At 60.4% G+C, this 22012-nt stretch carries 20 protein-coding genes; 15 read left to right on the top strand and 5 right to left on the bottom strand.

What is annotated here, in order from left to right:
- Window positions 1-63 precede the first annotated feature (63 nt).
- The 4 genes from xylA (at window position 64) to PSEBG33_RS15800 (ending at window position 5160) form a co-directional block, all read left to right on the top strand.
- Window positions 64-1380, top strand: a complete 1317-nt coding sequence (gene xylA / locus PSEBG33_RS15785) for a xylose isomerase (protein WP_005787428.1) — start codon at window positions 64-66, stop codon at window positions 1378-1380.
- 88 nt (window positions 1381-1468) lie between these two features.
- Window positions 1469-2470, top strand: coding sequence for a D-xylose ABC transporter substrate-binding protein (gene xylF / locus PSEBG33_RS15790; protein ID WP_005787426.1), 1002 nt, complete (start codon window positions 1469-1471; stop codon window positions 2468-2470).
- Entirely contained in the window at window positions 2467-4023 is a 1557-nt protein-coding gene (xylG, locus tag PSEBG33_RS15795; protein WP_005787424.1) for a D-xylose ABC transporter ATP-binding protein, read from the top strand. The genes xylF and xylG overlap by 4 nt, the downstream gene beginning before the upstream one ends.
- A complete protein-coding gene (locus tag PSEBG33_RS15800) occupies window positions 4024-5160 on the top strand; it encodes a sugar ABC transporter permease (protein ID WP_005787421.1) in 1137 nt (378 codons plus the stop codon). It abuts the gene before it with no gap.
- An 86-nt stretch (window positions 5161-5246) separates the two neighbouring features.
- Here the strand turns inward: PSEBG33_RS15800 and PSEBG33_RS28210 are convergent, their stop codons facing one another.
- Window positions 5247-7739, bottom strand: coding sequence for a hypothetical protein (locus PSEBG33_RS28210; protein WP_005787413.1), 2493 nt, complete (start codon window positions 7737-7739; stop codon window positions 5247-5249).
- Window positions 7740-8052: 313 nt separating this feature from the next.
- Between PSEBG33_RS28210 and PSEBG33_RS15805 the strand changes: the two genes are divergently transcribed.
- The 3 genes from PSEBG33_RS15805 to PSEBG33_RS15815 are packed head-to-tail and all read left to right on the top strand — an operon-like array spanning window position 8053 to window position 10773.
- Window positions 8053-9000, top strand: coding sequence for an ornithine cyclodeaminase family protein (locus PSEBG33_RS15805; protein ID WP_005787411.1), 948 nt, complete (start codon window positions 8053-8055; stop codon window positions 8998-9000).
- 13 nt (window positions 9001-9013) lie between these two features.
- Window positions 9014-10147 (top strand): NAD(P)/FAD-dependent oxidoreductase, encoded by a 1134-nt coding sequence (locus PSEBG33_RS15810; RefSeq protein ID WP_005787409.1) that lies wholly within the window; start codon window positions 9014-9016, stop codon window positions 10145-10147.
- Complete coding sequence (locus PSEBG33_RS15815) at window positions 10147-10773, top strand: helix-turn-helix transcriptional regulator (protein WP_005787407.1); 627 nt, start codon at window positions 10147-10149, stop codon at window positions 10771-10773. The genes PSEBG33_RS15810 and PSEBG33_RS15815 overlap by 1 nt, the downstream gene beginning before the upstream one ends.
- 143 nt (window positions 10774-10916) lie before the next feature.
- On the opposite strand, the gene PSEBG33_RS15820 is transcribed toward PSEBG33_RS15815, so the two are convergent.
- Both PSEBG33_RS15820 and PSEBG33_RS15825 read right to left on the bottom strand, forming a co-directional pair.
- The gene (locus PSEBG33_RS15820) at window positions 10917-11693 is read right to left on the bottom strand and encodes an ABC transporter substrate-binding protein (protein ID WP_005787405.1); all 777 of its coding nucleotides are present in this window, start codon (window positions 11691-11693) and stop codon (window positions 10917-10919) included.
- Between the two features lie 245 nt (window positions 11694-11938).
- Window positions 11939-13438: a CoA-acylating methylmalonate-semialdehyde dehydrogenase gene (locus tag PSEBG33_RS15825; RefSeq protein WP_005787403.1), complete on the bottom strand. Its 1500-nt coding sequence runs from the start codon at window positions 13436-13438 to the stop codon at window positions 11939-11941.
- A 109-nt stretch (window positions 13439-13547) separates the two neighbouring features.
- Here PSEBG33_RS15825 and PSEBG33_RS15830 point away from each other — a divergent pair, with 109 nt between their 5' ends.
- The 4 genes from PSEBG33_RS15830 (at window position 13548) to PSEBG33_RS15845 (ending at window position 18728) form a co-directional block, all read left to right on the top strand.
- A complete protein-coding gene (locus tag PSEBG33_RS15830) occupies window positions 13548-14489 on the top strand; it encodes a LysR family transcriptional regulator (RefSeq protein WP_005787401.1) in 942 nt (313 codons plus the stop codon).
- A 189-nt stretch (window positions 14490-14678) separates the two neighbouring features.
- Window positions 14679-15137 (top strand): (2Fe-2S)-binding protein, encoded by a 459-nt coding sequence (locus PSEBG33_RS15835; protein WP_005787393.1) that lies wholly within the window; start codon window positions 14679-14681, stop codon window positions 15135-15137.
- The gene (locus tag PSEBG33_RS15840; RefSeq protein ID WP_005787391.1) at window positions 15137-17371 is read left to right on the top strand and encodes a xanthine dehydrogenase family protein molybdopterin-binding subunit; all 2235 of its coding nucleotides are present in this window, start codon (window positions 15137-15139) and stop codon (window positions 17369-17371) included. The genes PSEBG33_RS15835 and PSEBG33_RS15840 overlap by 1 nt, the downstream gene beginning before the upstream one ends.
- 16 nt (window positions 17372-17387) lie before the next feature.
- On the top strand, window positions 17388-18728 hold the full coding sequence (locus PSEBG33_RS15845; RefSeq protein ID WP_005787389.1) for a c-type cytochrome: 1341 nt from the start codon (window positions 17388-17390) through the stop codon (window positions 18726-18728).
- Window positions 18729-18846: 118 nt separating this feature from the next.
- On the opposite strand, the gene PSEBG33_RS29540 is transcribed toward PSEBG33_RS15845, so the two are convergent.
- A complete protein-coding gene (locus tag PSEBG33_RS29540; protein ID WP_005787387.1) occupies window positions 18847-18996 on the bottom strand; it encodes a hypothetical protein in 150 nt (49 codons plus the stop codon).
- Between the two features lie 184 nt (window positions 18997-19180).
- On the opposite strand from PSEBG33_RS29540, the gene PSEBG33_RS15850 reads away from it, so the two are divergent.
- The 4 genes from PSEBG33_RS15850 to PSEBG33_RS15865 all read left to right on the top strand — a co-directional run bounded on the left by PSEBG33_RS15850 (window position 19181) and on the right by PSEBG33_RS15865 (window position 20463).
- Complete coding sequence (locus tag PSEBG33_RS15850; protein ID WP_005787385.1) at window positions 19181-19435, top strand: hypothetical protein; 255 nt, start codon at window positions 19181-19183, stop codon at window positions 19433-19435.
- 153 nt (window positions 19436-19588) lie between these two features.
- Window positions 19589-19870, top strand: a complete 282-nt coding sequence (locus tag PSEBG33_RS15855; RefSeq protein ID WP_005787384.1) for a hypothetical protein — start codon at window positions 19589-19591, stop codon at window positions 19868-19870.
- A gap of 99 nt (window positions 19871-19969) precedes the next feature.
- Window positions 19970-20227 carry a DUF6555 family protein gene (locus tag PSEBG33_RS15860; protein WP_005787382.1) on the top strand — a complete coding sequence of 86 codons (258 nt, stop codon included), beginning with the start codon at window positions 19970-19972 and terminating at the stop codon, window positions 20225-20227.
- Window positions 20224-20463, top strand: a complete 240-nt coding sequence (locus PSEBG33_RS15865; RefSeq protein ID WP_005787380.1) for a hypothetical protein — start codon at window positions 20224-20226, stop codon at window positions 20461-20463. The genes PSEBG33_RS15860 and PSEBG33_RS15865 overlap by 4 nt, the downstream gene beginning before the upstream one ends.
- A 679-nt stretch (window positions 20464-21142) precedes the next feature.
- Here PSEBG33_RS15865 and PSEBG33_RS15870 read toward each other — a convergent pair.
- Window positions 21143-22000: an SDR family oxidoreductase gene (locus PSEBG33_RS15870; RefSeq protein ID WP_005787378.1), complete on the bottom strand. Its 858-nt coding sequence runs from the start codon at window positions 21998-22000 to the stop codon at window positions 21143-21145.
- Window positions 22001-22012 lie beyond the last annotated feature (12 nt).

Raw genomic sequence — 22012 nt, 5'->3', positions numbered from 1 at the left:
AATCAGCACCCCAGGTGCCGTTGCTAGTATCCAGACACCGCCCAGAACAATAAGGAAACCGCCATGCCGTACTTCCCCGGTGTCGACAAGGTTCGCTTCGAAGGCCCTGCCAGCGAATCCCCCCTCGCCTTTCGCCATTACGACGCCAACAAGCTGATCCTAGGCAAACCCATGCGCGAACACCTGCGCATGGCCGCCTGTTATTGGCACACCTTTGTGTGGCCGGGGGCGGATATGTTTGGCATGGGTACGTTCAAACGCCCATGGCAGCGCAGTGGCGATCCGATGGAGCTGGCGATCGGCAAGGCGGAGGCGGCCTTTGAGTTTTTTTCCAAGCTGGGTATCGACTACTACAGTTTCCACGACACCGACGTAGCGCCAGAAGGCAGCTCGCTCAAGGAGTACCGCAACCATTTCGCACAGATGGTCGATCACCTGGAGCGCCATCAGGAACAGACCGGCATCAAGCTGCTGTGGGGCACCGCCAATTGCTTCAGCAACCCGCGCTTTGCCGCCGGGGCCGCGAGTAATCCGGACCCGGAAGTGTTCGCCTTCGCTGCCGCCCAGGTGTTCAGTGCGATGAACGCCACGCTGCGGCTCAAGGGTGCCAACTATGTGCTGTGGGGTGGCCGTGAAGGGTACGAAACCCTGCTCAACACCGACCTCAAGCGCGAGCGTGAACAGCTCGGGCGTTTTATGCGCATGGTGGTGGAGCACAAGCACAAGATCGGCTTTACCGGTGACCTGTTGATCGAGCCAAAACCTCAGGAGCCGACCAAGCACCAGTACGATTACGACAGTGCCACGGTGTTCGGCTTCCTGCATGAATACGGCCTGGAGAACGAAATCAAGGTGAACATCGAGGCCAACCACGCGACGTTGGCCGGGCACAGTTTTCATCATGAAATTGCCACGGCCGTGTCCCTGGGGATCTTCGGCAGCATCGACGCCAACCGCGGCGACCCGCAGAACGGCTGGGACACCGACCAGTTCCCCAACAGCGTCGAAGAAATGACCCTGGCCACCTATGAAATCCTCAAGGCCGGAGGTTTCAAGAACGGTGGCTACAATTTCGATTCCAAGGTGCGCCGCCAGAGCCTGGACGAGGTGGACCTGTTCCACGGGCATGTGGCAGCCATGGATGTGCTGGCGCTGGCCTTGGAACGTGCGGCGGCGATGGTGCAGAACGACACGTTGCAGCAATTCAAGGACCAGCGTTACGCCGGGTGGCAGCAGCCATTGGGCCAGGCGGTGCTGGCGGGTGAGTTCAGCCTGGAATCATTGGCTGAACATGCGTTTGCCCACGAACTGAATCCGCAGGCCGTGAGTGGTCGACAGGAGATGCTTGAGGGGGTTGTGAATCGGTTTATCTACACCTGAGTGTCCTGTGGCTAGGGAGCAAGCTCTCTCGCCACAATGAGAGTCTTCACCTAGTGTCTTTCCAACAACAATAAAAGGACGCACCACCATGAAGTCATTCAAACGCACCCTGCTCGCCACTGCCCTGGCCCTGCTCGCCTTGCCGGTGATGGCCGATCCGGCCCATCCGAAAATCGGTTTTTCCATCGATGACTTGCGCCTGGAGCGCTGGTCCCGCGACCGCGATTACTTCGTCGCCGCCGCAGAAAAACTTGATGCCAAGGTCTTCGTGCAGTCCGCTGATGCCAACGAGCAAAAGCAAATCTCGCAAATCGAAAACCTGATCTCCCGTGGCGTCGATGTGATCGTGATCGTGCCGTTCAACGCCACGGTGCTGACCAACGCCGTAGCCGAAGCCAAGAAGGCCGGGATCAAAGTGGTGTCTTATGACCGCCTGATCCTCAACGCAGACATCGACGCGTACATCTCGTTTGATAACGAAAAAGTCGGTGAGATGCAGGCCAACGGCGTGCTGCAAGCGGCGCCCACGGGCAATTACTTCCTGCTCGGCGGCGCACCGACGGACAACAACGCCAAGGTGCTGCGCGAAGGCCAGATGAAGGTGCTGCAACCAGCTATCGACAAGGGCGACATCAAGATTGTCGGCCAGCAGTGGGTCAAGGAGTGGAACCCTACCGAAGCCTTGAGCATTGTCGAAAACGCCCTGACCCGTAATGACAACAAGATCGATGCCATCGTTGCCTCCAACGACGCCACCGCCGGCGGCGCGATCCAGGCCCTGGCCGCACAGAAGCTGGCGGGCAAGGTGCCGATCTCCGGCCAGGACGCTGACCTTGCGGCAATCAAGCGCGTGATCGACGGCACCCAGACCATGACCGTCTACAAGCCGCTCAAGCTGATCGCCACCGAAGCCGCCAAGCTCTCGGTGCAACTGGCGCGCAGCGAAAAGCCGACCTACAGCTCGCAGTACGACAACGGCAGCAAGAAAGTCGACACCATCCTGCTCACCCCAACGCCGTTGACCAAAGCCAATATCGACGTGCTGGAGAAGGATGGGTTCTACACCAAAGAGCAGATCGGCGGGCAATGACCGCCATGGCCGCCGACTACCTGCTGCAAATGAACGGCATCGTCAAAAGCTTTGGCGGTGTCAACGCCCTCAATGGCATCGATATCAAGGTACGCCCGGGAGAGTGCGTCGGGCTGTGCGGTGAGAACGGTGCCGGTAAATCCACCTTGATGAAGGTGCTGTCGGCGGTCTACCCCTACGGCACCTGGGAGGGCGAAATCCTCTGGGACGGGCAGCCGCTCAAGGCCCAGTCCATTCGCGAAACCGAGGCCGCCGGCATCGTCATCATTCACCAGGAACTGACCCTGGTGCCCGACCTGTCGGTGGCCGAAAACATCTTCATGGGCCACGAACTGACCCTGCCCGGCGGGCGCATGAACTACCCGGCGATGCTGCAACGGGCCGAAGTCTTGATGCGCGAACTCAAGGTGCCGGACATGAACGTGGCGCTGCCAGTGTCGCAGTACGGCGGCGGCTACCAGCAACTGGTGGAAATCGCCAAGGCTCTCAACAAGCAAGCGCGCCTGTTGATCCTTGACGAGCCGTCCTCAGCCCTGACCCGCTCGGAAATCGAAGTGCTGCTGGACATCATCCAGGGCCTCAAGGCCAAGGGCGTGGCCTGCGTGTATATCTCGCACAAGCTCGATGAAGTGGCTGCGGTGTGCGACACCATCGCAGTGATCCGCGACGGCAAGCACATCGCGACCACCGCCATGGCGGACATGGACATCGCACAGATCATCACCCAAATGGTCGGCCGCGAGATGAGCAACCTCTACCCCTCCGAGCCCCATGCAGTGGGCGAGGTGATTTTTGAAGCGCGCAACGTCACCTGCTACGACGTCGACAACCCCAAGCGCAAGCGCGTCGACGATATTTCGTTTGTGCTCAAGCGCGGCGAAATCCTCGGCATTGCAGGGCTTGTGGGCGCCGGGCGCACCGAACTGGTGTCGGCACTGTTCGGCGCCTACCCCGGCCGCTACAGCGCGCAGGTGTGGCTGGACGGCCAAATCGTCGATACGCGCACGCCGCTCAAATCGATCCGCGCCGGGTTGTGCATGGTGCCCGAAGACCGCAAGCGCCAAGGCATCATTCCCGACCTGGGCGTCGGCCATAACATCACCCTGGCTGTGCTCGACACCTATGCGCACCTGAGCCGCATCGACGCTGAGGCCGAACTGGGCAGCATCGACCAGCAAATCGCACGTATGCACCTCAAGACCGCCAGCCCGTTGCTGCCGATCACCAGCCTGTCCGGCGGCAATCAGCAAAAGGCCGTGCTCGCGAAAATGCTGATGGCCAAGCCCAAGGTGCTGATCCTCGACGAACCCACACGCGGGGTAGATGTGGGCGCCAAGTATGAGATCTACAAACTGATGGGCGCGCTGGCGGCCGAAGGTGTGTCGATCATCATGGTTTCCTCGGAGCTGGCCGAAGTGCTCGGCGTGTCCAACCGCGTGCTGGTAATCGGCGACGGCCAACTGCGCGGTGACTTCATCAACGAGGGGCTTACCCAGGAACAGGTGCTCGCCGCTGCGCTCAGCCAACACCCTAATAATCGGAAGACCGCGTAGATGAATCAGGTCAAACAGCTTTTCACCCGCTACAAAATGCTCGCCCTGGTGATCGCCGTGGCGTTCATCTGGCTGTTTTTCAGTTGGCAGACCGAGGGCGGCTTTGTCACGCCGCGTAACTTGTCCAACCTGCTGCGGCAGATGTCGATCACCGGCATATTGGCGTGCGGTATGGTGCTGGTGATTATCAGCGGCGAGATCGATTTGTCGGTGGGTTCGTTGCTCGGACTGTTGGGCGGGCTGGCGGCGATTCTGGACGTGGTCTATCACGTACCGCTGCTGGCCAACCTCAGCCTGGTGGCGCTGTGCGGGTTGATAATCGGCCTGGCCAACGGTTACATGACCGCCTATCTGCGCATCCCCTCGTTTATCGTCGGCCTGGGTGGGATGCTGGCGTTTCGCGGGATTTTGCTGGGGATTACCGGCGGCACCACCATTGCACCGGTGTCGCCGTCGCTGGTGTATGTGGGCCAGGGGTATTTGCCCCACACCGCCGGTATCGGGCTCGGGGTGTTGCTGTTTGCCTTGACGGTGTTCCTCACCTGGAAACAACGGCGCAACCGCGCACTGCATGGCTTGGCCGCGCACTCACTGATGCGTGACGGGTTGCGCGTGGTGCTGATCGGGGCGGTGCTGGCCGGGTTCGTCACCACGCTCAACCGCTACGACGGCATTCCGGTACCGGTGCTGTTGTTACTGGTGCTGCTCGGCGTGTTCAGCTACGTCACTCGCCAGACCGTGTTCGGCCGCCGCGTCTATGCGGTGGGTAGCAATATGGAAGCCACGCGCCTGTCGGGCATCAATGTGCAAGCGGTGAAACTGTGGATCTTCGGCATCATGGGCGTGATGTGCGCCCTCGCCGGCCTGGTCAACACCGCCCGCCTCGCCGCCGGCTCCCCGTCGGCGGGCAATATGGGGGAACTCGACGCCATCGCCGCGTGTTTTATTGGCGGCACCTCGATGCGCGGTGGCTCGGGCACGGTGTATGGGGCATTGCTTGGAGCCTTGGTGATTACCAGCCTGGATAACGGCATGTCGATGCTCGACGTGGACAGTTACTGGCAGATGATCGTCAAGGGCAGCATTCTGGTGCTCGCGGTGTGGGTGGATGTGAGTACGCGGGCAGGACGGCGCTGATTCGCCAGTCCCTCAGTACCATGGCAAACCGGTGGCGTGGCGCACATAGTCATGCCGCCATCCAGCCGACTGAGGGGCTCAGGCAATCAGTAAATGATCTTCCCATCAAATAGATTGTAAACATGCTCCGGCATTTTGGACGGCGAAGCGAGGTACACAAACAACTTCTGGCCCTGCTCTTTGAAAGCCAGCACCTGCAAAAATTCTCCAGCACCTATGGCAACATGGTCCTTCAAAAAGTCTGTCGACATATTCATTTTCGGCACAGACTCATCAAAAACATACACCACCTGCTGAGTGGCACGGGTTCGCTGCTTTGCCGCGCCTTTGGCCCACCCCTCCCATTCGGCAGAATTACGCACCGTTGCCGAAGCAGATTGGACCCCTGGGTCCTGGAACACTTTCCCAACACCATCTTTAAGCCTTTTCGCGCCTTCATCCGTAACAAAAGCTGAGCGATAAGCTTTGCCTTCATAAGGGTTCAATTGATTGAACTCGCCGAGAAACGCTTCAAGCTCAGGCGTGGTCTTACCCGCTCTCAGTGGTCCGTTGACAAAGTCGGAATCCGCGTGAGTGTAGGTTTCAATCCATTCGAACTCACCTGCATTACTCTCGCCCATGAGTGTCACCAGCGTCTTTGTAAACTGCTCGACCTCGTGTTCCTTGACGGGGAGTGCCATGTCGGCATGTTGTTGAGCAACGGCGCCCAACGTTTCCCGTGCCTGTCTGTATTTACGGGAAAAATATTCTTTCAGCCCGCCACCCGGGACGCCCATTTTTGCCCACACTCCCGCCTCATCCGGCTTGGCGGCAATACCGCTATATGCCAATTTCGAGGGGTCTTGCGGGTCGGGTACTTGCAGCTTGTAATGTTCACCATCTGCCACATCGGGTTTGTCAGCAACAAAATACTTCTTGCCCCTGAACTCCACCTCGCGCATTCCCGCAAAGGTTGGCGCTGGTGTGGACGGCGTAGTGGCCGGCGCATTGGATATTCGCGCCAGTTCAACTTCGTCGGGCTGCGCTGTAGGGTGCCATTGGTAACGATCATTGGCGCTGGCGTTAAACGGTATGAGCGGCGGCTCCTGCGCCTCTGCCCCGGCTGGCACCAGATCGTGCGCCAGCTGCAAAGCTGAAATGGCCGCTGCGGCATTGCCGCCCACGCGATCGTTAGCCGTCATGCCATAAATGGAGTCGTGCGCCCCGAAAACGATCTGGCCCAGATTGCCAACGACGGGTGCATAACCAAAGGTACTGCTCCACGCTTCTTTTACTGCCTTCCATCGTTGCTGCGAGGCGCCAAATACCTGTGTCTGGTCCTTCCACACCGCATTATTGGCATTTAACCCTTGGTACGTTGAGGCAATACCGGAACGGAGGCTGCCGTACTTCAAAAAATAATCACTGCCTCGCGACTTCGTATAATTAAATGTTTCCCACACCGGCACAGCCATGTCTTTGACTATATTTTGACGCCCCGGATAGGTAGCAAGATTGCCCGCAATGTAATAATCAAGCACCTCTCCAGCTTTGGGCCAATGCGCGTCTATACCGCCTTGCCTGTCGCTGGCGTTGAATCGACTAACGATGTCATCGCGATTTTCTTTGGCCCACTCGGAAAAGCCTCTATCGCCCGATATTTCACTGGCCTTGCCGCTCTTCAAATCAATCATCAACCCCTTATTGGGTCGATGCTCGACATTCCCATCAAAGGGCAAGTCAGGAATAAAGGCATAGCCTGCCAATGGGTAACCATAGAGATTGGGAATAATGACTTGGCCGTTCCAATATAACGTTCGATAGATCGCCTCTTGTGTTTCAACGCTTAACTGTTCGAAGCCAGTCTTATCGTTTAACAGGCTTTGCAAGGTGCCGCGCAGCACATAGACATCCGCTTTGCCCGAGCGCTCGGCCAGTGGCCCTGATTCATCGCTCATTGGCTTGGCTACCTCAGCTTCCCAATGGCGCTGGAGTCGCGCTCCCAACGCCTCCAGATCACTGACCCTGCTGCGGTCTTGTGGCTCGATTTGGGTTGTTCGGAAATTGACCAGGCCACCTTCCGATGTCCTGTCGTGCTTTAGCGCGCCGGCTGCTATTTCCCATGCAAAGTAGGTGCGTGTGTCCGTGTTGGTTTTTACCTGCGGCGTCCATTTCCCTACGTAAGTGTTGAATGTCACGCTGATTTTTTCATGGGGGTCGTACCCTGCGGCCAACAATCCGGCGCTAAAGTAACCTGCAGGTTCCAGGAACTGACGAGTCTGTTGGAACCGGATATTGCGCTCACCTTCGTTACCCCGTTCTACGCTATCGATCAGCGCGGTAACCCGGAGGGCATAAGCATCGATACACGGCAGCTGTTCTTCCAGGGTATTACGCAAGGAGCCCGTGAAAGGTCCATGGATGATCGCAGTGTAAAGCGCCTCTTGGGACAGAGGTCGTGCCAGAATGCTCGATGTTTCGCTGAGAGGATCAGCTGTATTGTTGCTGGGCAAGTCCAGTGCGCTTGTCATCTCTGAATACGAGGGATCACCGGGCAAATAGCAATCGGGGCTCGGTGAAGAAAGATCATTCAAGAACATTGATGAGGTACCTTTTTCAGACAATTGCGATTACCCCACCTGACTGTCTGGTATGGGGCGTCCTGCGCTGGTGGCACTGACATACGCGGATCGTTCCTCGCGCTTACACCGGCCGTCAGGTGAGTCGCGCCTATACGCGAATAGGTTCCTTCAACAGGCACTGCGCTTGTTACGTTTCCTAAACAATCCTTGCCGCCTTGTGCCTGCTGAGCAATCGGGGGCAAGCCCCACATTGGCCTGATTTTTTCCTTGGGTTATTGCGCATACAAACTAATTGTCCATAATAGACAAATAAGTTTATTCAGAGGCATCCATGTCCAATACCCCCCTCATCATCGATCAGGCACAGGCCCGTACCTTGCTGGCTCAAATCGACGTGCCCGCTATCCTGCGCAAGCTGTTTCGCGAGCTCGCCGCCGGGCAGGCAGTGCAGCCGGCGCAGCAGTTCGTGGAGTTTCCCCAAGGCGCCGGAGATTTCATCAATTACCTCGGAGTGCTGGCAGAAGATGGCGTGTATGGCGTCAAGACCTCGCCCTACATCGTGCGTGAACAGGGCCCGCTGGTGACGGCGTGGACCCTGCTGATGTCGATGCACAGCGGCCAGCCGCTGCTGTTGTGCGATGCCGCTGAATTGACCACCGCACGCACGGCCGCCACCACCGCATTGGCAGTCGATGCGCTGGCGCCGCTGTCGGCGCAGCGCCTGGCGATTATCGGCAGCGGCAAGGTCGCCCAGGCACACCTGCGCTATGTGCAAAACCTGCGTGACTGGCAGCACATCCGTCTGTATTCCCCAAGCCTTGGCAGTGCCAGCGCCGAAACGCGCGCGCAACTCAACGCGCTGGACCCGCGCCTGAGCCTCGCCGCCAGCTGCGATGCCGCGCTGCAAGACGCCGATGTGATTCTGCTCTGCACCTCCTCGGCAGGCCCTGTGATCGACCCGATGCGCCTGAGCAAGCCCGCGCTGATCACCTCCATCAGCACCAACGCACCGCGTGCCCACGAAGTGCCTCCCGTGTGCCTCGAACAGATGCAGGTGTACTGCGATTATCGCCAGACCACTCCGGATGCGGCGGGCGAAATGCTGATTGCCAGGGAACAGCACGGCTGGGATAAACGCGCGGTGCTCGGCGACCTGCCCGAGCTGCTCAGCGACATGGCGCAGCGCCCGGACCCTCAGCGCCATGTGTTTTTCCGCTCCATCGGCCTGGGCCTGGAAGATATTGCATTGGCCAATGCCCTGTACCAACGCCAGCGCTAATCAGGAGATTCACATGCACCAGGCAGACTTCATCATTATCGGCGGCGGCATTGCCGGCGCGTCCACCGGCTTCTGGTTGTCGCAGCACGCCAAGGTGCTGGTGCTGGAGCGCGAAAACCATCCGGCCTATCATTCCACGGGGCGCTCGGCGGCGCTCTACACCGCTGCGTACGGCACCCCGCAAGTGCGCGCGCTGACCCTCGCCAGCCGGGCGTTTTTCGACCAGCCGCCAGCAGGTTTCTGTGAACACCCACTGCTCACTGCGCGGGGCGAAATGACCGTCGATTTCACCGGTGACCCGGCCGAACTCGACAGTCAATACCTGAGCGCCAAAGCCACCGTGGCACAGGTGCAACGCTTGAGCGCCGACGAGGCCTGTAAACGCTTGCCGATCCTGCGCCGGGAAAAAGTCCACGGCGCAATCTATGACCCAACGGCGTGCGACATCGATACCGACGCCCTGCACCAGGGTTACCTGCGCGGCATCCGTCGCAACAATGGCCAAGTACGCACCGACAGCCATGTGCTGGGCTTGAGCCGCTTCGCCGATGGCCTGTGGCACGTGCGTACCCAAGATGCGACCTTCACCGCGCCGGTCATCATCAATGCTGCCGGCGCCTGGGCCGACCATATCGGCGGCCTGGCAGGCGCGGCCTCCATCGGTTTGCAACCCAAACGTCGCTCCGCATTTATCTTCGCCGGCCCGGACGGCGTCGATGCCCATGACTGGCCGATGCTGGTGGCCCTTGACGAAGCCTTCTACATGAAGCCCGACGCGGGCATGTTCCTCGGCTCGCCGGCCAACGCCGACCCGGTCCAGGCCCAGGACGTGCAACCCGAAGAGCTGGATATCGCCATGGGCATCTACCAGATCGAGGAAGCCACCACCCTGACCATCCGCCGCCCGACGCGCACCTGGGCCGGCCTGCGCAGTTTTGTGGCCGATGGGGATTTGCTCAGCGGTTTTGACCCACAGGTGCCGGGGCTGTTCTGGGTGGCGGCACAGGGCGGTTATGGCATCCAGACCTCACCGGCCATGGGCCAGGCCAGCGCTGCACTGGTGCGCGGCGAGCCGCTGCCCGAGCACCTCGTACAGTTCGGGCTGGACGCTGGTATGCTCTCCCCCGTCCGCCTGGAGCCCCTTTGATGAACACCGCTGAACACGACAACGTCATGCAGAACTTTCGTGCGATTGCCGACGCGATCGCCACGCTATTCTTTCCCCATGCGGAGGTGGTGCTGCACGACCTGCGCACGCAAACCGTCGACTACATCGCCAACAATCTGTCCAAACGCAGCCTGGGTGACGACTCGTCGCTGGAGGACATGCTCGACGGTGACGTCAGCGAAGTGAATATCGGGCCTTATGAAAAGCTCAACTGGGACGGCCAGAAAATCCGCAGCCTGAGCACCGTGCTGCACGACCACAACGGTCGCCGGCTGGCCGTGCTGTGCATCAACCTGAATATCTCACTGCTGGAAAACGCCAAGGCCGCGCTGGATCTGTTCCTGTCGCCGAGCAAGCTGATCGCCCAGCCGGACGCGCTGTTTCGTGATGATTGGCAGGAGCGCATCAACACCTTTCTGCATGGCTGGCTGCGTGAGCGTCAGTTGAGCCTGAACCTGCTGACCCGCGACCACAAACGTGAACTGGTGTTGGCGTTACACGCCGAAGGCGCGTTCAAGGGCAAGAGCGCGTCCAACTATGTCGCCAACGTACTGGGCATGGGGCGGGCGACGGTCTACAAGCATTTGAAGGAACTCAAGGGTTGAGCCCTTTCTGAAGACAGCGCCGCCCCCCTGTGGGAGCTGTCGAGCCCCGGCGAGGCTGCGAAGGGGCCGGCACGCCTGACCCACCGCTTTCGCAGCCTCGCTGGAGCTCGACAGCTCCCACATTGACCGCGTATTTCCCTGGATCAGTCGCCGTAAATATCGGCCTTGAAGTATTGCTGTGAAATCTTCTGGTACTCGCCGCTGGCACGAATGCCGTCGATGGCCGCATTCAATTCGCTGACCAACTCGCCATTGCCCTTGCGCACCGCAATCCCCGCGCCCTCACCGACGTATTTCGGATCCTTGAGTTCCGGCCCCACAAACGCGTAACCCTGGCCGCGTGGCATCGAGAGGAAGTCACTCAAGGGGATGGTGTCGGCAAAAATCGCGTCCAGGCGCCCTGCGGCCAGGTCCATGTAGATTTCTTCGTTATTGCTGTAGCGCTTGACGTTGATGCCCTTGGATTCGAACACCTCGGTGGCATAACGGTCGGTGGTGGTGGCGCGCTGTACGCCGACGTTCTTGCCCTTGAGGCTGGCGTACTGGTCATCCACCACCGCGCCGTCCTTCATCACCAGGCGTGAGGAGGTGAAGTAGTATTTGTGGGTGAAATCCACCGACTTCTTGCGGTCCTCGTTAATGGTCATGGACGACAGCGCCAGGTCGATTTTCTTGACCTTGAGGGACGGGATGAGACCGTCGAACTCACCTTCAACCCACACGCATTTGACCTTCATTTGCGCGCACAGGGCGTTGCCGATGTCGTAGTCGAAACCGACGATCTTGCCGTCGCCGGTCTTGGACGCAAACGGTGGATAAGCGGCCTCGATGCCGATGCGCAGGGTTTTCTCGGCGGCCAGCAGGTGGCTGGCAGCGAACAGGCTCAGGGCCAGGGCGGGAATAAGGTGGCGTTTCTTCATGATCGGGTTCTCGCGGGTTGTTGTTGGTTTGGCAAGAGTGAAGAAAAACGGACAGCAGCTTTTTTGTACTTATAATTCCATACTGGACTTTTATGCTCACCTCGTCAATTCAGAACAAACGCGTACGAAATGTGGGAGGGGGCTTGCTCCCGATAGCGGTGTTTCAGTCACATAGAGACTGACTGACACTCTGCTATCGGGGGCGAGCCCCCTCCCACACTTGGACTTACAGTGCTCGTGAGACCTTACTTCGACACCGGCATCGCAAACTCCGCACCCTGTTCAATACTCTCTGACCAACGCTGCATGATTGACTTCTGCTTGGTGTAGAAACGCACACCCTCAGTGCCGTAGGCATGCATGTCGCCAAACAGGCTCTTCTTCCAGCCGCCAAAACCATGCCAGGCCATCGGCACCGGAATCGGCACGTTGATGCCGACCATGCCCACTTCGATGCGCCGCGCGAATTCGCGGGCGATGTTGCCGTCGCGGGTGAAGCAACTGACGCCGTTGCCGAACTCATGGTCGTTGACCAGCTTCACCGCTTCGGCGAAATCGTTGACGCGCACGCAGGCCAGCACCGGGCCGAAGATTTCTTCGCGGTAGATGCTCATGTCTTGGGTCACGTGGTCGAACAGCGTAGCGCCAAGCCAGAAGCCGTTTTCCAGGCCAGGCTCGGTTGGCACGTAATCACGACCGTCGAGTAGCAATTGCGCGCCGGCCTGTACGCCTTGCTCGATATAGCCGCTGATGCGCTCCAGCGAGGCCCGCGAAACAATCGGGCCCATCTCGGCTTTCAAGTCACGGCCATCGGTGATGCGCAGCGTCTTGGCGCGCTCGCTCAAGGCGGCGATGACCTTATCCCCCACGTCCCCCACCAGCACCGCCACCGAGATGGCCATGCAGCGCTCGCCGGCGCTACCGTAGGCAGCGCCCATCAGTGCATCGACGGTGCGCTCGATATCGGCATCGGGCATCACCACCATGTGGTTTTTCGCTCCGCCCAGGCCTTGTACGCGCTTGCCGTTGCGGGCGCCGCTCTCATAGATGTACTGGGCAATCGGCGTGGAACCGACAAAGCTCACAGCCTTGACCTCTGGGTGTTCGATCAGCGCATCCACCGATTCCTTGTCGCCCTGCACCACGTTGAACACGCCTTTGGGCAAGCCCGCTTCACGCAGCAACTCGGCCATGAACAACGAAGCGCTCGGGTCGGTGGGGCTTGGCTTGAGGATGAAGGTGTTGCCCGCCGCGATGGCGATCGGGTACATCCACATCGGCACCATCACCGGGAAGTTGAACGGCGTCACGCCGGCCACCACGCCCAGCGGCTGGCGCATGGTCCAGTTGTCCATGCCACGGGAGACTTGGTCGGAATGCTCGCCCTTGAGCAGGTTGGGAATGCCGCAGGCAAATTCGAGAATGTCGATGCCACGGTCGACTTCGCCCTGGGCGTCGGTAAAGACCTTGCCGTGCTCGGCGACAATGATGCGCGCCAAGTCATCCTTGCGCTCACGCAGCAGGTGCAGGTATTCAAACAACACGCGGGCGCGGCGGATCGGCGGGGTGTCGGCCCAGCCGGCGAATGCAGACTGGGCGGCAGCGACGGCTTCGCCTACGGTCTGGCGGCTGGCCAGGGCCACGCGCGCGGTGACGTCACCGGTGGCCGGGTTATAGACGTCCTGATAGCGATCATCGCGGCTCACGCGCTGGTCGTTGATGTAGTGCTCGATGGTCGTGGTCATGGCAATGGATCCCAGGTGGGTAGCGTTGGGACACACGATAGGCTTTCGATTTGTTCCAAACCAGAGCAGAATCCAGAACTTATTGTCCTTTTATGCGAACAATACACTCATGGAAAAGGCTGAGATCGAAGGGCTGTGGACCCATATCCACTGGCTGTCGGTGCTGGAAGAACAAGGCACCTACACCGCCGCTGCGGCACGGTTGGGGGTGAGCAAATCGGCGGTCAGCCAGCGCATCTCCGATCTGGAGAAAGCCACCGGTACGCGCCTGGTGACCCGCACCACCCGCAGCGTGCGATTGACCGAAGCCGGGTTGTCTTTGACCCGCGAAGTGCGCAGTGCCTATGCGCAGATTGCCCGCAGCTTCTCGTCGGTGCGCGACTCCGCCGGCGAAATTCGCGGCCTGGTGCGCCTGACCGCCCCCGTGGCGTTTGCCCGGCAACAACTGGTGCCGCACCTTTCCGGCTTTTTGCAGCAGTACCCGCAAGTGCGCATCCAGCTAGACGTGTCCGACGCCTTGAGCTCACTGGCGGCCGAAGGCTACGACCTGGCGGTGCGCCACGGTTTCCAGGTGCCGGAGACGCATGTGGCGTGGAAGCTGTGCGATACCACCTCAGTGCTGGTGGCTACCCAGGACTACCTGCAACGCCACGGTGAACCGCGAACCCCGGCAGACCTGGGCGCCCACAACTGCCTTTACTACCCACGGGGCAGCGACCAGCCGGCCTGGACCTTCGAGCGCGGCAGCAAAAATATCGAGCGCACCACCGTGCCCATCGCCGGCAGCTTTTCCACCAACAACAGCGAGGCCTTGCGCGACGCGGCGCTCAATCACCTGGGCGTCGCCTTGCTGCCGGACTTCAGCGCGCATGCTGCCCTGGCCAGCGGCAAGTTAGTACAGGTGTTGAAGGGCTGGACGCTCAAGGGCGCGTTTGCCGATGAAATTTATCTGATTCGGCCCTACTCGCCCCATGTGCCCAGGTCCGTGACGGTGCTGGTGGGGTATTTGAAGGAAAAACTGTCGGGCGGGTTTCAATTCACTGGCGGCTGATGAAGGCTCGCTCCTACAGAGGACAGTGACCCAATCCTGTTGAATTCTTGCCTGATCCTCTGAACTTGAAGTCGATTGCATAGATAGCTGTTGCGCGGTGGTCTAGAGTTCGACGATGGGCGACGTACAGTCGCACCGTTCCTATAAGAATTTTGCAGCACCAACCGATGATCAGCAGGTGAGCCAGCCATGGAATTACGTATTAACCAAAAGGCCTATCAAGTCGAGGCCGAGGCAGACACGCCGTTGTTGTGGGTGATCCGCGACAACCTGGGCCTGACCGGCACCAAGTACGGCTGCGGCCTGGCCCAGTGCGGCGCCTGTTCGGTGCTGGTGGACGGCAATGTGGTGCGCTCGTGCGTGACGCCGGTAGCCGGGGTGGTCGGTCTCGAGATCACCACCATCGAAGCCATCGAGGCCGATGAAGTAGGCAAACGCGTGGTCTCGGCCTGGGTCGAGCATCAGGTGGCGCAGTGCGGCTACTGCCAGTCCGGGCAGGTGATGGCGGCCACCGCGCTGCTCAAGCACACCCCCGCTCCGTCGCAAGCGCAGATCGATGCGGCAATGGTCAACCTGTGCCGCTGCGGCACTTACAACGCCATCCATGCTGCCATGGATGGCTTGGCCGCCGGGAAGGAGACCGCCTGATGAATATGTCCGAGATTCTGCCCGGCGTTAAATTGGACGAGCCGATCAACCTGTCGCGTCGGCGCTTTCTCGCCAGTACCGCCGTAGGTGCGCTGGTCATCGGCTTTGGCTTGCCCCTGGGCTCGTCGCGGGTGCAGGCCGCCACCGGCGCTGCTGAACGCGGCACCCAAGTGCCGGCGTTCCTGGAAATTCGCCCGGACGGTAGCGTGCGCCTGCTCAGCCCCTTCATGGAAGGCGGCCAGGGCACCCATACCGCCATGGCACAGATCATCGGCGAAGAGTTGGATGCCGACCCCGCCACTTTTATCGTCGAAGCGGCCCCGCCGGGTGAAGCCTACGTGGTAATGGAAAACGGCCTGCGCATCACCGGCGGCAGCATGTCGGTGCGCATGAGCTACCCGACCATGCGCCGCCTCGGCGCCCTCGCCCGCGCCATGCTGATGCAGGCCGGCGCCGAGCAACTGCGCGTGCCGCTCAGCGAGCTGACCACCCAGCCTGGCCGCGTGGTACACGCCGCGTCCGGCCGCTCCGTGGGCTACGGTGAACTGGCCGGTCGTGCCCTCGATATGCCGGTGCCCGACCCCGCTACCATCACCCTGCGCGACCCTAGCCAGTTCCGTTGGATCGGCAAGCCGGTCAAACGCCTGGATGCCTATGACAAATCCACCGGCAAGGCGCTTTACACCATCGACCTTAAACTCGACAACATGCTCCACGCCGCCGTCCAGCACGCGCCGCGCCTGGGCATGAGCGTGGGCAGCCTGCGTAACCAGGCCCAGGTCGAGGCCATGCCGGGGGTGCATTCGGTTCATACCTTGCCAGGCGCCGTGGCGGTGGTGGCCGAACGCTGGTGGCACGCCAAGCGTGCGGTGGAGGCCATCCAGGTTGAATGGCAGGAAGCCGCTGCCGACTCGGCCGTACGGGCGATGCCGGCGGATTTTTCCAGCGACAAATACCGCGACTTCCTCGCCGCCCAACAGGGCCCGGCCCGCGATGACGAAAACCAGGGCGATGTGGCCGGCGCCCTGGCTGGCGCCAAGACTCGGGTCGAAGCCACCTACCATAACCAATACCTCAACCATGCCCAGCTGGAGCCGCCTTCAGCCTTGGCGCGCTTCAACCCCGACGGCACGCTTGAGGTGTGGCTGCCCAACCAGGCGCCGGACATGTTCCGCGCCGACATTGCCAAGCGCACCGGCCTCGCCACCGAGCAAATCACCCTGCACTCCCCGCTGCTGGGGGGCTTTTTTGGTCGGCATTTCCTGTATGACTCGGCTAATCCGTACCCGCAGGCTATCGCGCTGGCCAAGGCGGTCGGCCGCCCGATCAAGCTGATCTGGAGCCGTGAAGAAGAGTTCCTGCGCGATGTGTTGCGCCCGCTCGCCGTGGTGAAGTTTCGTGCCGCGCTGGACGACAAGGGCCTGCCGGTAGCCATCGAAGCGGTGAGTGCCACCGAAGGCCCTACCGAAGCCCTCAGTGGCAAACAGGGCGAGCAGATCGACCCCACCGCCCTGGAAGGCCTGTCGGGCAAGAGTTATGCAATCCCCAACAAGCGCATCGCGCAGATCTACGTCAAGGGCGCGCCCATGCTCGGCTACTGGCGTTCAGTGGGTAATTCCCTTAACGATTTTTTCTACGAATCATTCCTGGATGAGCTGGCGGACAAGGGCGGCCACGACCCGTATGAGTTGCGCCTGCACCTGCTGCGCGACAACCCGCGGCTGACCACCTTGCTGCAAGCGGTGGGTGAGCTGTCCGGTGGCTGGAAGCGTGGCCCCTACACCGCCGAAGACGGCACACGCCGTGCACGCGGGGTGGCCATGGCTTCGCCCTTTGGCTCTCACGCGGCGGTAGTCGCCGAAGTGTCGATAGAGAACGGCCAGGTCAAGGTCCACCATATCTGGGAGGCCATCGACCCGGGCAGCATCGTCAACCCGGCGATCATTCAAGCCCAGGTCAGCGGCGCGGTAGCCTTGGGGCTCTCGCAAACGTTGCTGGAGGAAGCGGTGTACGTGGACGGTATGCCACGGGCGCGTAACTACGACCTGTATCCGATCCTGCCGCCCTCACGTATGGCGCAGGTGCACGTGAAGATCGTCGAGAGCGGCGAAAAGATGGGAGGCATCGGTGAACCGCCATTGCCCGCCGTGGCACCGGCGGTGGTCAATGCGGTGGCACAGTTGACCGGCCAGCGCATCCGCAGCTTGCCGTTGAGCCGCCACACCTTCAGTTAACCCACAGGGAACGCCCATGAACAACCGCCGATTCGCAAGAACCGCAGGCTGGCTGGCGCTGCCCTGCCTGGTCGCCGCAGGCCTGCTGGCCTGGTACGTCACCCGCGAGCCCGCCTCGCCGTTTGAACAGCAACAGGCCACCAGTTTCGACCCTGCCTTGGTCAGTCGCGGCGAATACGTCGCGCGGGTGAGTGACTGCGTGGCTTGCCACAGCCTGGCCGGCAAGCAGCCTTTCGCCGGTGGCCTGGAAATGGCCACGCCTCTGGGGGCGATCCACGCCACCAACATCACCCCCGACCGCGAGCATGGCATCGGCACCTACAGCCTGGCCGACTTTGATCGCGCCGTACGCCAGGGTGTCGCACCGGGCGGCCGTCGGCTGTACCCGGCCATGCCCTACCCGTCTTACGTCAAGCTCAGCGACGACGATGTGAAGGCGCTGTATGCGTTTTTCATGAAGGGCGTGCAACCGGCCAACCAGCCGAACATCCCCAGCGATATTCCCTGGCCGCTCAACCTGCGCTGGCCCATCGCCCTGTGGAATGGCGTGTTTGCGCCCATTGCCACTTACGCCGCCAAGCCCGACCAGGACGCTCTGTGGAACCGTGGCGCCTACATTGTCCAGGGCCCCGGCCACTGCGGCAGTTGCCACACACCGCGTGGCCTGGCCTTCAACGAGAAAGCCCTGGACGAATCCGGCGCGCCGTTCCTCTCCGGAGCGCTGCTTGATGGCTGGTACGCACCCAGCCTGCGCCAGGACCCCAACACCGGCCTGGGCCGCTGGAGCGAAGCGCAGATCGTGCAGTTCCTCAAGACTGGGCGCAATGCCCATGCTGTGGTCTACGGCTCGATGACCGAAGCCTTCAACAACTCCACGCAGTTCATGCAGGACGAGGACTTGGCTGCTATCGCCCGCTATCTCAAATCACTGCCCGGTGACCCGCAGCGTGATGGCAGCCCCTGGCAGTATCAGGCGGTGACAGCGAGCCAGGATGTGCCCGGCGCCCACACTTACGCGACCCGCTGCGCCTCCTGCCACGGCCTCGACGGCAAAGGCCAGCCCGAATGGATGCCGCCCCTGGCCGGCGCCACGTCGGCACTGGCCAAGGAAAGCGCCTCGGCGATCAACATCACCCTCAACGGCTCGCAGCGCGTGGTGGCGGCCGGAATGCCGGACGCCTACCGGATGCCGGCGTTTCGTGAGCAGCTGTCCGATCAGGAAATCGCCGACGTGCTGAGCTACGTGCGTGGCACCTGGGGCAACAACGGTGGCGCGGTCGATGCAAAAGCGGTGAGCAAATTGCGCGGGCATACAGACCCGGCGAGCAGCAGCCCGATCATCCTGCATATGCGCTGAGTGATGCATGAACTGTGGGAGGGGGCTTGCTCCCGATGGCGGTGGCTCAGTCACAGTTATATTGACTGACACACCTATATCGGCAGCAGGCCCCCTCTCACATTTGGCCCGGGGACCTCTACTTGCTTTCGTCCGCCTTGCCTTCCTGCATCTGCACCGAAGACTTGCTGCCGCTGGTGTTGTCTTTGGTGGTGTTATCGGAACTGTCAAAACAACCGTGCAGCATGAACACACTGCACAAGCCCAGGCACATATATAACTTCTTCATGAGATTCCCCTAGCGATGTTTGGGTGATGCATCAGCCTATGCTGTATCAGGCTGGCGCAACCGCCCATATGTTCAACGCGCAGCCTCAGCGACTGACGAGTGGCTTGCCATCAACTCGCTAGCCTTTACGCACGACCAATCTGAGCTACCCTTGATCCGTTAAGGCCTGCTATCCGGTGACCCCATGGACACATTGACCAAAGCGCAAATCCAGCGCGCGCTTGCGAGGCGGCTGTGCAACTGCCGTGTCTCCTGCACGATCAATCCGGATAACAGCCTGTCGGTGACGGTGCTCGCGCCCGATGCCAACCAGTTCACCATCGCCAACATCAACCGTGCCCAGTATCACGGCGAGCCAGGGATCAATCGGCTCGTTCGGGAAATCCTGGAAGACATGGTGGTTTCGCGACAATCGTCGCGCCTCTCCTCCGTGGAGTAAACGCAAAACACAACGAGGCTTGCCATGCACGAAGGTGCACCTATCACGGCGTTGTCGTTGATGCCGAGTCATCTGGATTGAACAATCACTGACCAGCGCTTGCCTCACAGGAACACGGCTGCATCCGCCGCCCTTCGCATGAGGTATTGCAACATGTCTTACGATTATCAAGGCCCCGCCAGCATCATCACGGCTTCGCGTCACCTCGGAACCCAAGCAGATGAACGCCTCAACGAACACGTTGACGTAAATCTGACAGGGAGTGGTAAACCAACCCTGGTTCGCCTGGACTTTGACACTCCACTGGAGTGGCCCGGCCATCCCAATTTCGTCATGGTGAACTTGCCAGACGGCACCTCTTTCGGCGGTGTAATCGCTGAAATAGAGCGGCCAGCTGACGGAGCTGGGTGGGTAAAATTTACCGTGGATGACTGACTTCCACAGCGCTGCCAGCCCCCCATCGAATTGCCCGACAAGTTCTTTGAATTTTTTTTGACGTCAATTATCTGTAGTTCATGAGCATAGGGAGGCCTCATGAAAACCAACGAGCTATTTACCATCAAGTATCAACTTCACGGCGAGCCGAGGTCCTTTATCGTGCGTACGGCACGCATGAACAATGCTGAAGCATGGCATTGGGCCAGTTGCGATGCCGGCGTGGCGGTCATTCCCAGGTTCGGTCAAAACAACCTCAAGCGCGTGTCCAAGCCGATGGCGGAAAAATACGGCATTACCGATGTGCGCTGGTGCGGGGCAGAAGAAATTCAGTGGGCGGAGGGTGTCACACAATGAACAGTCAGGTGCTGGATTACACAATCAGTCAAAGGTGGGATGAGGAGATTGCGCAGAACACCCAGATGTTTTTCGAAGCGGATCGACTGGATGCGCAGGCGTATAACATCATCGAACACTACAGCGGCGATGCAACGACCTGGGCGCGCTTCACGGAGGCGAAGAAGCTTGCGGATGCGCAGCGGACTGCGGCTTATCGAGAGTGGATGCGTATACGGCGGGCGATGAGAACGTAGGAGCGAGCTTGCTCGCGAAAAACGTCAACGATAATGCGTAAACCTGAAGGGACGTGGCGCTTGTGAGTCTTTCGCGAGCAAGCTCGCTCCTACAAAAAAGACACGCCCCGTCCGGGGCGTGTCAGTCAACAAAGCGTGGACTGGTTTGTCGCTATCGGGGGCATGGGTGTCTACACACCTTTGGTGTGACGCCGGACCTGTGGGAGGGGGCTTGCCCCCGATGGCGACCTGACAGTTGACCAGGATGTTGGATCAGACCGAGTACATATCCGTTATTTAGGTAACGGCTGCTATTGGTTCCGCTTTTACAGCGGGTCACTTTGAAAAGCGCAAAGTAACCAAACGCTCTTGCCCCACCACTCGGCACCTCGCTTAGGCTCGGTGTGCCCGTAATCCGCCATGGATTTGGGGGGCCGCCGCCACGCGCCATCCATGGCGCGGGGCGGCTAAACCGGCATCCCTGCCGGTTTACCCCCCAAATCCCTGTCGAATTCCGGCCAGCGTGGTTTAACGGGGCGCCTCAGATCAAAAGCAGATCAAGAGCAAGATCAAGAGCGGCTCGCTTCGCATCGTGGTTAGCGTCGGCAGTGGCTAAAAAAGTTGTGTAGATACCCATGGCTATCGGGGGCAAGCCCCCTTTCACATTTTAACGCTGCTTGAATCAGGGGGATGTGCCGATTCAAAGAATCGGCTTGCCCCCCGTCACGCCATAGCGTTCGCCAGAGATGTAACTGCCTTCATCCGACGCCAGCAACACATAGATGGGCGCCACTTCCACCGGTTGGCCTGGGCGGCCCAGTGGCGTGTTGCCACCGAAATCCTTCACCGACTCCTCGGGCATGGTCGACACGATCAACGGCGTCCAGATCGGCCCCGGCGCTACGCTGTTCACCCGAATTCCACGCTCGCCCAGCATCTGCGCAAGGCCGGCGGTGAAGTTGGCAATGGCACCCTTGGTGGCCGCATAGGGCAACAGAGTCGGGTTGGGCATATCGGAATTGACCGACGAGGTGTTGATGATCGAACTGCCTTGCGCCATATGCGGCAGCGCTGCCTTGCAGATGCGAAACATCGCCGTGATATTGACGTTGAAGGTTTTCACCCAATCCTCGTCGGGAATATCTTCCAGGGATTTATAGGTCATCTGGAACGCAGCGTTATTGACCAGCACATCGATACGACCGAACTTCTCGACGGTGTCATTGACGATCGCCCTACACTGCGCCGCATCGCCCAGGTCGCCGGGCAGCAACAGGCATTGGCGCCCTGCCGCTTCGACCCAGCGAGCGGTCTCCTTGGCGTCCTCATGCTCGTCCAGGTACGACACCGCGACGTCCGCGCCTTCGCGAGCAAAGGCAATCGCCACCGCACGCCCGATACCGCTGTCGGCGCCGGTGATCAACGCAATCTTGTTGGCCAGGCGCCCCGAGCCTTTGTAGCTTTTCTCACCGCAATCCGGCACCGGGTCCATCTTGCGCTGGTCGCCCGGAACGGGCTGCTGCTGGGGATTGAAGGGTGGTTTTGGGTAGTGGTTCATCGGATTCCCTCC

It is taken from the genome of Pseudomonas synxantha BG33R, from assembly GCF_000263715.2.
Lineage (GTDB): Bacteria > Pseudomonadota > Gammaproteobacteria > Pseudomonadales > Pseudomonadaceae > Aquipseudomonas > Aquipseudomonas synxantha_A.
This window is presented reverse-complemented; position numbering and strand designations above follow the sequence as displayed.

Bases quoted from the DNA above. Each gene is read 5' to 3' on its own strand.
- xylA (WP_005787428.1), top strand. From the start codon at position 64: ATGCCGTACTTCCCCGGTGTCGACAAGGTTCGCTTCGAAGGCCCTGCC.
- xylF (WP_005787426.1), top strand. From the start codon at position 1,469: ATGAAGTCATTCAAACGCACCCTGCTCGCCACTGCCCTGGCCCTGCTC.
- xylG (WP_005787424.1), top strand. From the start codon at position 2,467: ATGACCGCCATGGCCGCCGACTACCTGCTGCAAATGAACGGCATCGTC.
- PSEBG33_RS15800 (WP_005787421.1), top strand. From the start codon at position 4,024: ATGAATCAGGTCAAACAGCTTTTCACCCGCTACAAAATGCTCGCCCTG.
- PSEBG33_RS28210 (WP_005787413.1), bottom strand. From the start codon at position 7,739: ATGTTCTTGAATGATCTTTCTTCACCGAGCCCCGATTGCTATTTGCCC.
- PSEBG33_RS15805 (WP_005787411.1), top strand. From the start codon at position 8,053: ATGTCCAATACCCCCCTCATCATCGATCAGGCACAGGCCCGTACCTTG.
- PSEBG33_RS15810 (WP_005787409.1), top strand. From the start codon at position 9,014: ATGCACCAGGCAGACTTCATCATTATCGGCGGCGGCATTGCCGGCGCG.
- PSEBG33_RS15815 (WP_005787407.1), top strand. From the start codon at position 10,147: ATGAACACCGCTGAACACGACAACGTCATGCAGAACTTTCGTGCGATT.
- PSEBG33_RS15820 (WP_005787405.1), bottom strand. From the start codon at position 11,693: ATGAAGAAACGCCACCTTATTCCCGCCCTGGCCCTGAGCCTGTTCGCT.
- PSEBG33_RS15825 (WP_005787403.1), bottom strand. From the start codon at position 13,438: ATGACCACGACCATCGAGCACTACATCAACGACCAGCGCGTGAGCCGC.
- PSEBG33_RS15830 (WP_005787401.1), top strand. From the start codon at position 13,548: ATGGAAAAGGCTGAGATCGAAGGGCTGTGGACCCATATCCACTGGCTG.
- PSEBG33_RS15835 (WP_005787393.1), top strand. From the start codon at position 14,679: ATGGAATTACGTATTAACCAAAAGGCCTATCAAGTCGAGGCCGAGGCA.
- PSEBG33_RS15840 (WP_005787391.1), top strand. From the start codon at position 15,137: ATGAATATGTCCGAGATTCTGCCCGGCGTTAAATTGGACGAGCCGATC.
- PSEBG33_RS15845 (WP_005787389.1), top strand. From the start codon at position 17,388: ATGAACAACCGCCGATTCGCAAGAACCGCAGGCTGGCTGGCGCTGCCC.
- PSEBG33_RS29540 (WP_005787387.1), bottom strand. From the start codon at position 18,996: ATGAAGAAGTTATATATGTGCCTGGGCTTGTGCAGTGTGTTCATGCTG.
- PSEBG33_RS15850 (WP_005787385.1), top strand. From the start codon at position 19,181: ATGGACACATTGACCAAAGCGCAAATCCAGCGCGCGCTTGCGAGGCGG.
- PSEBG33_RS15855 (WP_005787384.1), top strand. From the start codon at position 19,589: ATGTCTTACGATTATCAAGGCCCCGCCAGCATCATCACGGCTTCGCGT.
- PSEBG33_RS15860 (WP_005787382.1), top strand. From the start codon at position 19,970: ATGAAAACCAACGAGCTATTTACCATCAAGTATCAACTTCACGGCGAG.
- PSEBG33_RS15865 (WP_005787380.1), top strand. From the start codon at position 20,224: ATGAACAGTCAGGTGCTGGATTACACAATCAGTCAAAGGTGGGATGAG.
- PSEBG33_RS15870 (WP_005787378.1), bottom strand. From the start codon at position 22,000: ATGAACCACTACCCAAAACCACCCTTCAATCCCCAGCAGCAGCCCGTT.